12 protein-coding genes are annotated in these 15,562 nt (G+C 65.4%); 9 read left to right on the forward strand and 3 right to left on the reverse strand.

What is annotated here, in order from left to right; all coding sequences use genetic code 11:
- Positions 1-22 precede the first annotated feature (22 nt).
- Positions 23-535, reverse strand: a complete 513-nt coding sequence (locus AC0KVN_RS19520) for an RNA polymerase sigma factor (RefSeq protein ID WP_029547652.1) — start codon at positions 533-535, stop codon at positions 23-25.
- Positions 536-693: 158 nt separating this feature from the next.
- Here AC0KVN_RS19520 and AC0KVN_RS19525 point away from each other — a divergent pair, with 158 nt between their 5' ends.
- The 7 genes from AC0KVN_RS19525 to AC0KVN_RS19555 all read left to right on the forward strand — a co-directional run bounded on the left by AC0KVN_RS19525 (position 694) and on the right by AC0KVN_RS19555 (position 12,096).
- Positions 694-1,899, forward strand: coding sequence for a serine hydrolase domain-containing protein (locus AC0KVN_RS19525; protein ID WP_435568389.1), 1,206 nt, complete (start codon positions 694-696; stop codon positions 1,897-1,899).
- A gap of 119 nt (positions 1,900-2,018) precedes the next feature.
- A complete protein-coding gene (locus AC0KVN_RS19530) occupies positions 2,019-4,484 on the forward strand; it encodes a glycogen/starch/alpha-glucan phosphorylase (RefSeq protein ID WP_004211863.1) in 2,466 nt (821 codons plus the stop codon).
- Positions 4,485-4,523: 39 nt separating this feature from the next.
- Positions 4,524-6,698 (forward strand): 1,4-alpha-glucan branching protein GlgB, encoded by a 2,175-nt coding sequence (gene glgB, locus AC0KVN_RS19535; RefSeq protein ID WP_435568390.1) that lies wholly within the window; start codon positions 4,524-4,526, stop codon positions 6,696-6,698.
- 48 nt (positions 6,699-6,746) lie between these two features.
- A complete protein-coding gene (gene glgC / locus AC0KVN_RS19540; protein ID WP_483656335.1) occupies positions 6,747-8,006 on the forward strand; it encodes a glucose-1-phosphate adenylyltransferase in 1,260 nt (419 codons plus the stop codon).
- A gap of 8 nt (positions 8,007-8,014) precedes the next feature.
- A complete protein-coding gene (gene glgA / locus AC0KVN_RS19545; protein WP_435568392.1) occupies positions 8,015-9,466 on the forward strand; it encodes a glycogen synthase GlgA in 1,452 nt (483 codons plus the stop codon).
- On the forward strand, positions 9,463-11,367 hold the full coding sequence (gene glgX, locus AC0KVN_RS19550; protein ID WP_435568393.1) for a glycogen debranching protein GlgX: 1,905 nt from the start codon (positions 9,463-9,465) through the stop codon (positions 11,365-11,367). Before glgA ends, glgX begins: the two co-directional genes overlap by 4 nt.
- A 96-nt stretch (positions 11,368-11,463) precedes the next feature.
- On the forward strand, positions 11,464-12,096 hold the full coding sequence (locus tag AC0KVN_RS19555; protein ID WP_435568394.1) for a PaaI family thioesterase: 633 nt from the start codon (positions 11,464-11,466) through the stop codon (positions 12,094-12,096).
- 121 nt (positions 12,097-12,217) lie between these two features.
- Here AC0KVN_RS19555 and AC0KVN_RS19560 read toward each other — a convergent pair whose 3' ends face one another.
- Positions 12,218-13,282 (reverse strand): Gfo/Idh/MocA family protein, encoded by a 1,065-nt coding sequence (locus AC0KVN_RS19560; RefSeq protein WP_435568395.1) that lies wholly within the window; start codon positions 13,280-13,282, stop codon positions 12,218-12,220.
- 20 nt (positions 13,283-13,302) lie between these two features.
- Positions 13,303-13,812 carry a hypothetical protein gene (locus tag AC0KVN_RS19565; RefSeq protein WP_435568396.1) on the reverse strand — a complete coding sequence of 170 codons (510 nt, stop codon included), beginning with the start codon at positions 13,810-13,812 and terminating at the stop codon, positions 13,303-13,305.
- Positions 13,813-13,925: 113 nt separating this feature from the next.
- Here AC0KVN_RS19565 and AC0KVN_RS19570 point away from each other — a divergent pair, with 113 nt between their 5' ends.
- Together AC0KVN_RS19570 and AC0KVN_RS19575 are read left to right on the forward strand one after the other, a co-directional pair.
- Entirely contained in the window at positions 13,926-14,951 is a 1,026-nt protein-coding gene (locus tag AC0KVN_RS19570; protein WP_435568397.1) for an oxidoreductase, read from the forward strand.
- Between the two features lie 88 nt (positions 14,952-15,039).
- Positions 15,040-15,561 carry a sigma-70 family RNA polymerase sigma factor gene (locus tag AC0KVN_RS19575; protein ID WP_037507440.1) on the forward strand — a complete coding sequence of 174 codons (522 nt, stop codon included), beginning with the start codon at positions 15,040-15,042 and terminating at the stop codon, positions 15,559-15,561.
- Position 15,562: the final 1 nt, after the last annotated feature.

Below are 15,562 nucleotides of genomic sequence, written 5' to 3' on the forward strand. Positions count from 1 at the left end.
GAGCCAGACGCCGCCGATCCGCTCATTCCGTATCCAGACTTTGCTTGAGCGCAAGCATTGCCCGATAGGCCTTTTGCAGATCCTTCTCGACCGTGGTCAGGCTGACCCCCAATTCCTCCGCGATCAGCCGCTGGCCGACCCCCTCTATGCGGAAACGGCGGAACACCAGTTCGACGCGGGGGCCAAGATCGGCCAATATGCCGCGCGCCTGTTCCAGCCGCTGATTGAGGATCATGCGTTCGTCGACCGCCAGATCGTCATTCGGATCGGCCATCACGCCGCCGGCGCCTTCGGCCCAGTCCTGCTCGCGCCGCTCGCGCCGCGTGGCGGAGCGATAGCGATCGAGCATCAGGTTGTTGGCCATGCGATAGAGATAGGGCAGGGGATCGGCGACCGGCCCCAGATCCTTGGCCTCCAGCTTCATCCACATGTCCTGCAGCAGATCTTCCGCATCCTCGCCCGCACCGCGCGCGCGCAGGAAGCGCAGCAGGGCAGCGCGATTCTGGAAGAAGATAGCAGAAAGGCCCGTGGCCATGCCTGTGGTGCGTCCGGTATTGGCGATCAGGCGGGTTGCCATAGAGGCAGGGGTGGGGTCTTGGCAATGGCAAGGCGTTGATGGACCAGTCATGGCCTGAAATCATTTACCTAGTGCGCGGCTTGCTCTAGCCCGTTTCGGATATGGCAGGAGCGGACATGGCGACAGCGAAGGTGACGGATGCAGCAGCGGCGCGGGCGGCGGGGATGGACCCCGACCGGCTGGACGCGCTGGTGGATCATCTGGACCGGACCTATGTGCAGAGCGGCAAATTGCCGCATATGCAGATGCTGGTGTCGCGCGACGAGGTGCCGTTGCTGTCGGTCAGCCGGGGGCAGGCGCGCGCGACCGGCGAGCCGTTGCAGGCCGATGCGCTGTTCCGCATCGCGTCCATGACCAAGCCGGTCACCAGCGTTGCCTTCATGCGGCTGGTCGAACAGGGCAAGGTGGCGCTGGACGATCCGGTGACCGACGTGCTGCCCGAATTTGCCGACCTGCGCGTCGGCGCGGACGGGCGCGGGCGGATGACGCGGCCAATGCGGATGATCGACCTGCTGCGCCACACATCGGGCCTGACCTATGGGTTGCAGCGGCAGACGCCGATCGATGCGCGCTATCGGGAACTGGGGCTGGACGAGTTCCAGCAAAAGCGATCATCGGACGAATTCATCGCCGCGCTGGCCAGCCTGCCGCTGGAATTTTCGCCGGGCGAGCGCTGGAATTACGGCGTTTCGACCGATGTTCTGGGCGTGATCGTCGAGCGACTGTCGGGGCAGGATCTGGAGACGCATTTTCGTCAGAATATCTTCGATCCGCTGGGCATGAAGGACAGTTTCTTCACCTTGCCTGAGGACCGGACCGACCGGCTGACCGATGCCTGGGGGCTGGGCGAGGACGGTTTGCGGCTTCGTGACCGGGGCGCGGCCAGCAGTTGGCGGCGCAAGCTGCGTTTCCGTTCGGGCGGGGGCGGGCTGATTTCGTCGACCGCCGACTATCATCGCTTTGCCCGGATGCTGCTGCGCGGCGGCGAGCTTGATGGGGCGCGGCTGTTGCAGCCCGAAACGGTGGCGCAGATGCGGACCAATCACCTGCCCGGCGGCGGCGACCTCGCCAGCATGTCGCAGGCGATGTTCAGCGAGGCGGATTATGCTGGTGTCGGTTTCGGCCTGGGCTTCGCGATGACGCTGGCGAACCAGCAATTTTACTGGGGCGGGGTGTTTTCGACCTATTTCTTCATCGATCCGGTCGAGCGGCTGATCGGCCTGTTCATGACCCAGCATCTGCCGTCCAGCACCTATCCGGTGCGGGCGGAATTGCGGGCCGGGATCGGGGGCGCCATCGTCACGCGACGCGGTCAGGGCTGAGGCAGGCCAAGCCCGCAGAAAGAAGCGGAAAAAGCCCATGCTGCGCTGCAAAAAATGAATTGGCATGGCGAAGCGCGCTGTGCCATCATCCCGGTGACTCATAGAGGGAGATCCCGGCCATGAATCTCAAGGGCGAGACGCAGCTTCCCAAGCCGGCACCCCGGCAGGTTGATCCGCAGATTCTGGCCCATGAGATTGTCGAGCGATTGACCTATCGCATCGGCAAGGATGCCAAGGCAGCCAAGCCGCATGACTGGCTGCATGCGGTCATCCTCTCGATCCGCGACCGGGTGATCGACGCCTGGATCGAGTCCACCCACAAGACCTATGAGGAACAGGGGCGACGGGTCTATTATCTGAGCCTGGAATTCCTGATCGGCCGGCTGATGCGCGATGCCGCATCCAATATGGAGATGCTGGACGATTTGCAGGCCGCGCTCGACTCGCTGGGCGTCGACCTGGACCTGATCGCCGCGCTGGAGCCGGATGCGGCGCTGGGCAATGGCGGCCTGGGGCGCCTCGCCGCCTGCTTCATGGAGAGCATGGCGACGGTCGACATCCCCGCTTATGGCTATGGCATCCGTTATGTGAACGGCATGTTCCGGCAGGAGATCAGCGACGGCTGGCAGGTGGAACTGCCGGAAAACTGGCTGGCGCACGGCAACCCCTGGGAGTTCGAGCGGCGCGAGGCGAGTTACGAGGTCGGGTTCGGTGGGCGCGTCGATCCGGCCGAGTGCGAGAATTGCGGCCCCTATCAGATGAGCTGGCGTCCGGCCGAACGGGTGATCGCCACCCCCTATGACACGCCGATCGCCGGCTGGCGCGGCAAGCGGGTCAATACGCTGCGCCTGTGGGAGGCGCAGCCGATCGACCCGATCCTGCTCGACAAGTTCAATGCCGGCGACCATCTGGGCGCGCTGTCCGAAAGCAACCGGGCCGAGGCGCTGACCCGCGTCCTCTATCCAGCCGACTCTTCACCGGCGGGGCAGGAATTGCGGCTGCGGCAGGAATATTTCTTCTCCTCCGCCTCGCTGCAGGACATTGTCCGGCGGCATATCCAATATTTCGGCGATGTCCGCACCCTGCCGGACAAGGCGGCGATCCAGCTCAACGATACCCATCCGGCGGTATCGGTGGCGGAGCTGATGCGCATCCTGGTCGACGAGCATGGGCTGGATTTCGACGAGGGTTGGGACATTGTTCGCCGCACCTTCGGCTATACCAACCACACATTGTTGCCCGAGGCGCTGGAAAGCTGGCCGGTGCCCTTGTTCGAGCGGCTGCTGCCCCGGCACATGCAGATCGTCTATGCCATCAATAGCCGCTTGCTGGGCGAGGCGCGCAAGTCCGGCCAGTTCGACGATCATGCGATCGGCACCATTTCGCTGATCGACGAGGGCGGTGAGCGGCGGGTGCGGATGGGCAATCTGGCCTTTGCCGGATCGCACAGCGTCAACGGCGTGTCGGCGCTGCATACCGACCTGATGAAGGTCACGGTCTTCGCCGACCTGCACAAGCTCTATCCCGCGCGGATCAACAACAAGACCAACGGCGTCACCTTCCGCCGCTGGCTGATGCAGTGCAACCATGGCCTGTTCGAACTGATCCGCGAGGCGATCGGCGACCGCTTCATGGACGATGCCGAGGCGCTGCGCGAGCTTGACAATTTCGCCGACGACACGGCTTTCCAGGAGCGGTTCCTGGCGGTGAAGCGCTTCAACAAGGTCGCGCTGGCCGACCTGCTGCGCAAGCGGATCAATGCGCGGATCGACGCCGACGCGCTGTTCGACATCCAGATCAAGCGCATCCACGAATATAAGCGGCAATTGCTCAACATTATCGAGGCGGTGGCGCTCTATGACCAGATCCGCTCGCACCCCGAAAAGGACTGGGTGCCGCGGGTCAAGCTGTTCGGCGGCAAGGCGGCGCCCAGCTATCATAATGCCAAGCTGATCATAAAGCTGGCGGGCGACGTGGCCCGCGCGATCAATCATGATCCGTCGGTGCAGGGGCTGCTGAAGGTGCAGTTCGTGCCCAATTACAATGTCTCCATGGCCGAGATGATGATCCCGGCGGCGGACCTGAGCGAACAGATTTCGACCGCCGGCATGGAGGCGTCGGGCACCGGCAACATGAAGTTCGCGGTCAATGGCGCGCTGACCATCGGCACGCTGGACGGCGCCAATGTCGAGATGCGCGACCATGTTGGCGAGGATAATATCGTGATCTTCGGCCTGACCGCGGCCGAGGTGAACCAGCGCCGGGCGGAGGGCTATAATCCGCGCGCGGTGATCGAACAGAGCCGGGAACTGGGACAGGCGCTCAATGCCATTGCCAGCGGCGTCTTCTCGCCCGACGATCCCAATCGCTACAAGGATCTGATCCAGGGCATATACGACCATGACTGGTTTATGGTGGCGGCCGATTTCGACAGCTATGCCGCCGCCCAGCGGCGGGTCGACGGCATCTGGCAGGATCAGGCATTGTGGGCGAAGAAGGCGATCCACAATGTCGCGCGCATGGGCTGGTTCTCGTCCGACCGGACGATCCGCGAATATGCAGCCGACATCTGGAACATGGGATGATAAGAATGGCCGCGATCGGCGGAGACGGGAGATAGGAGCGTGCTGACGCCGGAGCAGATCGACCGGCTGGTCGAAGGGCGGGATGCCGATCCCTTCGCGACGCTTGGCGTGCATCCGGCCGATCCTGACAGCGGCAAGACCGGCTTTACCGCCTGCGTGCTGCTGCCCGACGCCATCAGCGTCAGCGCGCAGACGCTGGATGGCAAGCCGGTCGGTGAACTGGCGCTGATCCACCCGGCCGGACTGTTCGAGGGCAAGGTCAAGATCCGCAAGCGCCAGCCGCTGCGCTATGAAGCGCATTATGGCGACGGCGGCACCTATGCGACGATCGACCCCTATGGCTTTGGCCCGGTGCTGGGGCCGATGGACGATTATTATTTCGCCGAAGGATCGCACAAGCGGCTGTTCGAGAAGCTGGGCGCGCATCCGATGGAGCATGAAGGGATCGCCGGCACCCATTTCGCGGTCTGGGCGCCCAACGCCCGGCGCGTGTCGGTGGTCGGCGACTTCAACCGCTGGGACGGGCGGCGCGCGGCGATGCGGCACCGACAGGATGCGGGCGTGTGGGAAATCTTCCTGCCCGAGGTCGGCATCGGCCAGCCCTACAAGTTCGAGATTGTCGGGCCGGACGGCATGGTGCTGCCGCTCAAGGCTGATCCCTTCGCCTTCCGCTCGGAACTGCGCCCATCGACCGCGTCGATCGTCAACGGTCCGCCCGCGCATATATGGGGCGATGCGGATCACCGCGACCATTGGCAGAAGGCGGATGCGCGGCGCCAGCCCATCTCCATCTACGAGGTGCATGCCGGATCATGGCAGCGCGACGAAAATGGCGATTTTCTGCACTGGGACGCGCTGGCCGAGCGGCTGATCCCTTATGTCGTGGGTATGGGTTTCACCCATATCGAGTTCCTGCCGATCAGCGAATTTCCCTATGATCCGAGCTGGGGCTATCAGACGCTGGGCCTCTATGCGCCGACCGCGCGCTTTGGCGATCCGGCGGGCTTTGCGCGCTTCGTCGATGGCGCGCACCGGGCGGGGATCGGCGTCCTCCTCGATTGGGTGCCGGCGCATTTCCCGACCGACGAACATGGACTGGCCCGGTTCGACGGCACCGCGCTCTATGAACATGCCGATCCGCGCAAGGGGTTCCAGCCGGACTGGAACACGGCGATCTACAATTTCGGCCGGCGCGAGGTGGCGGAATATCTGACCAACAATGCGCTCTTTTGGGCCGAGCGCTATCATGTCGACGGGCTGCGGGTCGATGCGGTCGCGTCGATGCTCTACCTCGATTATTCGCGAAAGCCCGGCGAATGGATCCCCAACGACCATGGCGGGCGGGAGAATGTGGAGGCGGTGGCCTTCCTCCAGGGGATGAACAAGGCGCTCTATGCGGACTCGCCCGGCGTGATGACGATCGCCGAGGAATCGACCAGCTGGCCGCAGGTGTCGGCGCCGGTGCATCAGGGTGGCCTTGGCTTCGGCTTCAAATGGAATATGGGCTTCATGCACGACACGCTGCGCTATCTGGCGCGCGAGCCGGTGCATCGGCAGCATCATCATGACGACATCACCTTCGGCCTGCTCTACGCCTTCAGCGAGAATTTCGTGCTGGCGCTGAGCCATGACGAGGTGGTGCATGGCAAATCGTCGTTGCTGCACAAGATGGCGGGCGACGACTGGCAGAAATTCGCGACGCTGCGGGCTTATTATGCCTTCATGTGGGGCTATCCCGGCAAGAAGCTGCTGTTCATGGGGCAGGAATTCGCCCAGCGCGCCGAGTGGAGCGAGCAGCGGGCGCTCGACTGGAACCTGGTCGATCATGCGCCCCATCAGGGCGTGCAAATGCTGGTCGGCGACCTCAACCGCCTCTATCGCTCGCGGCCGGCATTGCATGCGCGCGATTGCGAGGCGGAAGGGTTTGAATGGGTGCTGGTCGACGGCGCGGCGGACAGCGTCTTTGCCTGGCAACGGCGGGCTCCAGGCCACAAGCCGATCGTCGTCATCAGCCATTTCACGCCGGTGCTGCGCCATGGCTATCGCATGCGGCTGCCCGTGGGTGGTCGCTGGCGCGAGATACTCAATAGCGATGCGTGTGAATATGGCGGCAGCGGAGCCGGCAATATGGGCCTGGTCGAGGCCGATGAGAGCGGATGGGCGAACATAACCATCCCGCCCTTCGGAACCTTGATGCTGGAACTGGACTATTGATACCGAGGAACGCGAGCAGGCGGTCGCGGGCATGAGAGAGGAGCCCTAATGCAACAACGCAATCAGCCGATCGCGCGCGATGCCATGGCCTATGTGCTGGCCGGCGGTCGCGGCAGTCGCCTTGCCGAGCTGACTGATCGCCGGGCCAAGCCGGCCGTGCATTTCGGTGGCAAGGCGCGGATCATCGACTTTGCCCTGTCCAACGCGCTCAACAGCGGTATCCGCCGCATCGGCGTGGCGACCCAGTATAAGGCCCACTCGCTGATCCGCCATTTGCAGCGCGGCTGGAACTTCCTGCGGCCCGAGCGCAACGAGAGCTTCGATATATTGCCCGCCAGCCAGCGTATCTCCGAAAGCCAATGGTATGAGGGCACGGCCGACGCCGTGTTCCAGAATATCGACATCATCGAAAGCTATGCGCCGGAATATATGGTCATCCTGGCCGGCGATCATGTCTACAAGATGGACTATGAGCTGATGCTGCAGCAGCATGTCGACAGTGGCGCGGATGTCACTGTTGGCTGTCTGGAGGTGCGGCGTCAGGAGGCGGTAGGCTTTGGTGTGATGCATGTCGACGAGGCGGACGTGATCACCGCCTTTGTCGAAAAGCCCAAGGATCCGCCCGCCATTCCCGGCCAGCCCGACATGGCGCTGGCATCGATGGGCATCTATGTCTTCCGCACCCGCTTCCTGATCGAGCAATTGTTGCGCGACGCCGACGACAAGGACAGCAAGCGCGATTTCGGCGGTGACATCATCCCCTATATCGTCAAGCACGGGAAAGCGGTGGCGCATCGCTTTTCCAGCAGCTGTGTGCGGGCGGAAAGCGAACTGGTGCCCTATTGGCGCGATGTCGGCACGATCGACGCTTATTGGCAGGCCAATATCGACCTGACCGACGTGGTGCCCAGCCTGGACCTTTACGACCGCAGTTGGCCGCTCTGGACCTATTCGGAGGTCACGCCGCCGGCCAAGTTCGTCCATAATGAGGATGGCCGGCGCGGATCGGCGACCAGTTCGCTGGTGGCGGGCGGCTGCATCGTGTCGGGCTCCTCGCTGCATCGCAGCCTGCTCTTTTCCGAGGTGCGCACCCACAGCTTCTCGTCCATCACAGAGAGCGTCATCATGCCCAATTGCGTGATCGGGCGGGGCGCGCGGCTGCACAAATGCGTGGTCGATTCCGGGATCAGCATCCCGCCGGGCCTGATCATCGGCGAAGACCCGGCCTTTGACGCGCAGCATTTCCGTCGCACCGACAGCGGCATATGCCTGGTGACGCAGCCGATGATCGATCGGCTGGTGGCCTGAAACGAAGGATGATGATGAAGCTTCTGTCGGTTGCGTCCGAAATCTATCCGCTGATCAAGACCGGGGGGCTGGCCGATGTCGTCGGCGCGCTGCCCGGCGCGCTGGCCGGCCATGATGTCGAGACCCGGACCCTGGTGCCGGGCTATCCGTCGGTGCTGTCAAAGCTGGGCAAGGCCAAGGCGGTGCGTCGCTATGACAAGCTGTTCGGTGCCCCGGCGACGGTGCTGGCGGGCAAGGTCGGCGACCTCGACCTGCTGGTGCTGGATGCGCCCGATTTCTTCGCGCGCGAAGGTGGCCCCTATGGCGATCATGGCGGCAATGACTGGGGCGACAATTGGCGGCGCTTTGCCGCGCTGGCGCGGGTCGGGGCGGACATTGCGGCGGAGGGCGTGAAGGGCTGGGTGCCCGACATCGTCCATGTCCATGACTGGCAGGCGGCGATGACGGCAGCCTATATGCGCTTTGGCCCGGCCCATGCCGTGCCGCGCGTCGTGACCATCCATAACCTGGCCTTTCAGGGGCGGTTCGGCCCGGAGATATTTGCCCAGCTGGGCCTGCCGGCCGAAGCCTGGGGCATGGATGGCGTCGAATATTATGGCGGCACCGGCTTCCTGAAGGCGGGGCTGGTGTCGGCCGATGCGATCACCACGGTCAGCCCGACCTATGCCGAGGAAATCCGCTCGCCGGTCCATGGCATGGGGCTGGACGGGCTGATCAACGGGCGCAGTGACAAGCTGCACGGCATATTGAACGGCGTCGATACCGACATCTGGAACCCGGCGGAGGACGAACTGATCGCGCGCCGCTACAGCGCGCGCGCCCTGAGTGGGCGCAGCGCCAACCGGCGGGCGCTGGAAAAACGCTTCGGCCTGCAGCGTGACGATGCGCCGATCTTCGTCATCATCAGCCGCCTGACCTGGCAGAAGGGCATGGACCTGATGATGGGGGCGATCGACCATCTGGTCGGGCTGGGCGCGAAACTGGCGGTGCTGGGGTCGGGCGATCACGCGCTGGAGGGCGGTTTCCTGGCGGCGGCGGACCGGCATCGCGGCCGGGTGGGCGTACAGATCGGCTATGACGAGCCGCTGTCGCATCTGTTGCAGGCGGGCGGCGACGCGATCCTGATCCCGTCGCGGTTCGAGCCGTGCGGCCTGACTCAGCTTTATGGCCTGCGCTATGGCTGCGTGCCGGTGGTGGCGCGGGTCGGTGGCCTGGCCGATACGGTGATCGACGCCAATGAAGCGGCGGTGAGTGCGGGCGTGGCGACCGGCATCCTGTTCGCCGGCGACGATCCGCTGGCGCTGCATGGTGCGATCGCGCGGACGGTGCGGCTGCATGGCGAGGCGGAGGCCTGGCAGGCGATGCAGCGCGCGGGGATGCGCGCTGATTTCAGCTGGACTCATAGCGCGGCGCGCTATGCGGCCCTCTATCGCAGCCTGCTGGGGCGCGAAGCGGCATGAGCGCGGACGGGTTCGGGCCGGTGATCGATGCCGGCGGAACCCGCTTTGCCGTCTGGGCGCCGGAGGCAACGCAGCTCTGGCTCTGCCTGTTCGATGCCGACGACCGGGAAACCCGCCTGCCGATGGCGCGTGGGGAGGAGGGCATCTGGCAGGTCCATGCGCCGGGCGTCGGCGTCGGTGTCCGCTATGGCCTGCGCGCCGATGGCCCTTATGATCCTGATAGCGGCCTATGGTTCGACCCTGACAAGCTTCTGCTCGATCCCTATGCGCCGGCGATCGACCGGGCCTTCGTCCATGATCCGATGCTGGCCGTACCGCGCGGAGAGGGGGAGGATACGGCGCCGCTTAGCCCCAAAGGGGTGGTGGCGCCGCCGTTGCCGGCCGTCGCTCCGGCGCCGCCGCGGTTCCAGCCGGGCGGGCTGATCTACGAATTGCAGGTGCGCAGCTTCTCGCTGCTGCATCCTGACGTGCCCGAGGCGCAGCGCGGTACGATCGCCGCGCTCGCCCATCCGGTGGTGATCGATCATCTGCAGAAGCTGGGCGTCGGCGCGGTCGAGTTGATGCCGATCAACGCCTGGATCGATGAGCGGCATTTGCCGCCGCTCGGCCTGCGCAATGCTTGGGGTTATAATCCGGTTAGCTATTTCGCGCTCGATCCGCGACTGGCGCCCGGCGGCCTGACCGAACTGCGCGATACGGTGGCGGCGCTGCACGATGCCGGGATCGGCGTGATCATGGACATGGTCTATAATCATGACGGCGAAAGCGACAGGTTGGGGCCGACCTTGTCGCTGCGCGGCCTCAATGCCCGTGATTATTTCCGGCATGAGGCGGACGGACGGCTGATCAACGATACCGGCACCGGTAACAGCGTGGATTGCAACCAGGTGATGGTGCGCCGGCTGATCCTGGAATCGCTGCGTCATTTCGTGGTGCAGGCGGGGATCGACGGCTTCCGTTTCGATCTGGCGCCGGCGCTGGGACGGTTGCCGGACGGGTTCGATTCTGATGCGCCGCTGCTGGCGGAGATGCGCGCCGATCCGGTGCTGGGCGACCGCATCCTGATTGCCGAGCCATGGGATATCGGGCCGGGGGGCTATCAACTGGGCCGGTTCGGGCCGCCCTGGCTGGAATGGAATGACCGCTATCGCGACGATATGCGGCGTTTCTGGCGGGGCGACGCTGGCACGATCGGTGCCTTCGCCACGCGACTGGCGGGATCGTCGGATATTTTCGAGGGGACGACCCGCAGCGTCAATTTCCTCGCCGCCCATGACGGCTTCACTTTGGCCGACTGCACCGCCTATGCGGACAAGCATAACCTCGCCAATGGCGAGGACAATCGCGATGGCCATGGCGAGAATTTCAGCTGGAACAACGGCGTGGAGGGGGTGAGCGACGATCCGGCAGTGGTCGCGGCGCGGCGGCGCGACATCAAGGCGCTGCTCTCTACCCTCTTCTGCTCGCGCGGGACGCTCATGCTGACGGCGGGCGACGAGTTCGGGCGCAGCCAGATGGGCAATAATAATGCCTATGCGCAGGATAATGGCATCAGCTGGATCGAGTGGGACGCGCGCGACCGGGAGATCGAGGCCCATGCCTTTGCGCTGGGGCAATGGCGGCGGCGTTGTGCCGATCTGACCGATGTGGCGCTGCTGGGCGAGGACGATGTCGTCTGGCTGGACGAGGGCGGTCAGCCGCTGAGCGTCGCCCAATGGGAAGATCCCGCGCGGCGGCGGCTGGTGCTGCATTTCCGGGCATCGGGCCTCAGCCTGTGCATCAACGGTGCGGAGGGCGATTTTCTTTTTGATCTGTCCGGCGGTCCCCTGATGGTGCCGGGACGCAGCGTCATGCCGCAACGCCGTAGCGTTATCCCGGAAGGTGCGGCCGCGCGCGATTGATGCGCGGCGATCCAGCCGTCATCCTGCCCGCCGATCGGGGGCTTCCTTCGCCCGCCAAAGCATGGCTAAGCAGGGGCAAAGGGAGCAGGATGACAGATGACGGAAGCAGGATCGGCGGCAGGACCGGGAGCGGACGAGGAACGGGATCTGCTGGGCGGGCGCTGGCTGACGGGTGATATGCCCTATGGCGCGATGATCGACCGGTTGCGCGATTTCCTGGATCATGTCGCCGCCGCCAAGCTGGACGACGTTACGGCGCAGGCGCTGGACGCGGACCTGGCCGCCTGGACGCAGCGGCTGACGCCGATGGTGGCGGACGAGGCGCATCGCATGTTCGGCCGGGTGCGCGACGCGCCGGGCCATGGCCAGGTGTTCGCGCCGGCCTTCATCCCCGATCAGATGGGCGATGATTCGCTCCATGCGCGGGTAACCTTTGGCGCCTTCCATCTGGGCGCCAATTATGCCGCTCATGGCGGGGCGGTGGCTTTGCTGTTCGACGAGATATTGGGGCTGCCGGCGAATATGAGCGCGCAGCGGATGGCGCGCACCGCCTATCTACACGTCAATTATCGCGCCATCACGCCGATCGACAAGGAATTGCAGGTCAGCGCCTGGGTCACGAAGGTCGAGGGACGCAAGCGGTTCGTGCGCGGCGAACTGCGTGACGGCGATCTGCTGTGTGCCGACGCCGAGGGGCTGTTCATCGAATTGCTGCCGCATCAGCAATAAGTCGGGAACCATCGCCGCACTGGCCCGTTCTGTTACATGAGGCCGCCGCACTTCCCCCCGCTCGGGCGGTCTCGCAGATCGGGCCCGTCGACATCCCCCCGTCGACGGGCCTTCTCTCTTTTCAGGACAATGTGACGAGCGCGCCGTCCTGCGCGGCGGACTGGCGGATCGCGTCGAGTAGTGCCATCGCCGCGACGCCATCATGGAAGGTCGGGACCGGGACGCCATCGGGCATGGGTCGCCCTTCGACGCCGGCGCGCAGCGCTTCGCACAGGCGGATGAAGGGGGCGAGTTCGAACAGCATCGCCGCCTTGCGTGGGTCGTCGGTTTCGATCGGCGGCAGGCCAAGGTCGGCATCGACCGGCAGGTCGCGCACGCCATCCCGGTCGGCGATCTTGACCACGCCCTTGTCCACCGAGAGCGTGCCATGGGTGCCGGCGACGCGGCTCACATTCTCGGACGGACCCCAGACCCCGGCGCTGTGCTGGAGCACGCCCTGCGCGCCATTCTTCATGCAGAAGCGGACGATATAGCTGTCCTCCGCCGCGTTGGCCGGGCGATCCGACACGGTGGGCAGGGTAGCGCTGAGGCTGTCGACCTCGCCCAACCAGACGCGCAGTTGGTCGACCAGATGCGAGCCATGGGTGCCGAGCCAGCCGCCGCCCGCACCGGCATCGAACCACCAGCGCGGCATGCGGGCGGCAGGATCGGCGACGATCGGCAGGACGCTGGACAGGGTGACATAGCGTGGATCGCCGATCAGCCCGTTGGCGATGGCGCGGCCGATCATCGCGCGATCGGGCGCCCAGCGGAACTCATTGCCGATCAGGTGCGTGACGCCCGCCTGTTCCGCCGCCGCCAGCATCGCGCGGGCCTCGGCCAGGTCGGCGGCCATCGGCTTTTCGCAAAGTATATGACAGCCGCGCTCGATCGCGGTCAGGGCGAGCGCGGCATGGGTGGCGGGCGGCGTGGCGATCGTTACCACAACCGCGCCGGTGCGCTCGATCGCTTCGCCCAGATCGGTGAAGATGTCAGCGATGTTGACACTGTCGGCGCGGCGGCGGGTGCGGTCGGGATCCGTGCCGACGAGGCCCGCCACCTCGAACCCGGCAGCGCGCAGTGCGGGGACATGGATGCGGCAGCCAAAGCCGGTGCCGACGACGATCGCGCGGGGGGCAGGGGGCATGGTTGGTCCTTTCGGGCGGGTCAGGTGGCAGGAACGGCGGCGAAAAAGTCGATCCCGGCCTGGGTCGGGAAAATATATTCGAGATAATGGCCAAGCTCCGGCGCATCGACGAAGCAACTGTCCATGAAACCCGGATTATGGCTGACATGGGGGACGGGCAGGCCGTCGGCCTGCGCGCGGGCGAGCAGGGCCTGCCACTGCGCGGCGTCGTGGATCAGATAGCCCAGATGATGATGGCGCAACTGGAAAGCATCGCCGGGGGCGAGCCGGCCCATGTAGATGGCCGATCCCGGCCCGGAGGCGGTCAGCAATTCATACATGACCGGGCCGACCCAGGCCAGTTCGACGCGAATCTGGCCGCCGGCCGCCAGCGGTCCTTCGAGCCGGCGGAAAGCGCCTATGCCATAGCGATCGGCCAGGATCGCCTGTGCCCGGTCGATATCGTTAGTCGCATAAGCGATCTGGAAATGGTCGGCGCGCAGCACGCCCGATGCCGGGTCGACAAGCGGCGATGGTCGGCGCAACAACATGGGCGCTATCCTCTCGGCATGATCCCGTTCGCGGGATTCGGCAGGAAGATAGTATATGCTATCTTTATGGGGCAAGGCGCGTGCGCCCTGATCCGCCCCGGCGATATGGGACGATGATGATGCAGGAAATCGGCGTGGGCCTGATCGGCTATGGGCTTGGCGGGCGGGCGTTCCACGCGCCCTATGTGCTGGCGACGCCGGGCATGGCGCTGCGCGCGGTGGTCTCGCGCGATCCGGCCAAGGTCCATGCCGGCCTGCCGGGCATGCAGGTGGTGGCCGATGTCGATGCGCTGCTGGCGCTGCCGGGGATCGACCTGGTCATCGTGTGCAGCCCGGACGAGCTGCATGCCGACCATGCGATCGCGGCGCTGCGAGCGGGCAAGCATGTGCTGGTGGACAAGCCCTTTGCCACCACGCTGGCCGATGCGCGCCGGGTCGCGGCCGAGGCGGACGCTGCGGGCCGGTTGCTGGCGATCTTCCAGAACCGGCGCTGGGACGCCGATTTTCGCACCTTGCGCCAGCTGATCGCCGAAGGGCGGCTGGGCGAGATCATCCAGTTCGAAAGCCATTTCGACCGCTGGCGGCCGACCCCGGCCACGAGCTGGAAGGATGCGCGGGCGGCGGGTATCTGGCAGGATTTGGGGCCGCATCTGATCGACCAGGCGCTGTGCCTGTTCGGCAAGCCCGACGGCGTAAGCGCGGACATTGCCGCGCTGCGCGAGGGGGCAGCGTCGCCCGACTATTTCCATGTGACGCTGCGCTATCCGCGCCATCGCGTGCTGCTGCATGCGACCAAGCAGGCGGCGGCGCATGGATTGCGCTTCGTCGTCCATGGCACGGGCGGCAGCTGGATCAAGCAGGGGACCGACGGGCAGGAAGCGGCGACGGTCGCCGGGCAGCGGCCCGAGGGCGCGGACTGGGGCGTCGATCCGCAGCCGGGCCATCTGACCGATGCGGCGGGCGACACGCATCCGGTCGTGAATGAGCGCGGCGATTATCGGCTGTTCTGGCAGGCGCTGGCCGATGCGATCCGGGGCGAGGGCGCCAATCCGGTGCCGGCGGACGAGGCGATCGCGGTGATGGAAATATTGGAAGCAGGCCTGCGCAGCAGCGCGGAAAGGCGCGAAATCCGACCCTGACCTCCGATCGGGGAAAGCCCCGATACATGGTCTGGAAATAATTTGGTAGCAAAGGGGATTAAAGCCGCCACTGAGGCGTAAGTGACGTATGAAACCCACGTCGCCCAAGGTCGTCGACCTGCTGCCCGCGCTGATGCGCTACGCCCGTCGACTGACCGGCAATGAAAGCGATGCCGAAGACCTGGTCCAGGATGCGCTGGTGCGCGCCTATGCCAATGCCGACAGCTATCAGCGCGGCCGGCCACTGCGCGTCTGGCTGTTTTCCATTTTGCACAATGTCTTCGTCAGCGGCACGCGACGGGCGGCCGTGCGCGAACGGTTCCGCGCCGATGCCGTGGCGCAGGCCGAGCCGGTGGCGGCGCCGGCGCAGGAGCAGATGGTGCGGCTGCATCAGATCGAGGCGGCGCTGAGCGCCTTGCCGGAGGAGCAGCAGACGGTGCTGCATCTCGTCGCGGTCGAGGGCCTGTCCTATCAGGATGCGGCCGACGCGATCGGCATTCCCATCGGCACGCTGATTTCGCGTCTGTCCCGCGCCCGCGCGAAGCTGCGCGCGCTGGAGGAGGGGGCGCCCGCCGTGCGCCCCGGCCATCTGCGCATCGTGAGGGATTGAG

Source organism: Sphingobium sp. SG1, assembly GCF_057063145.1.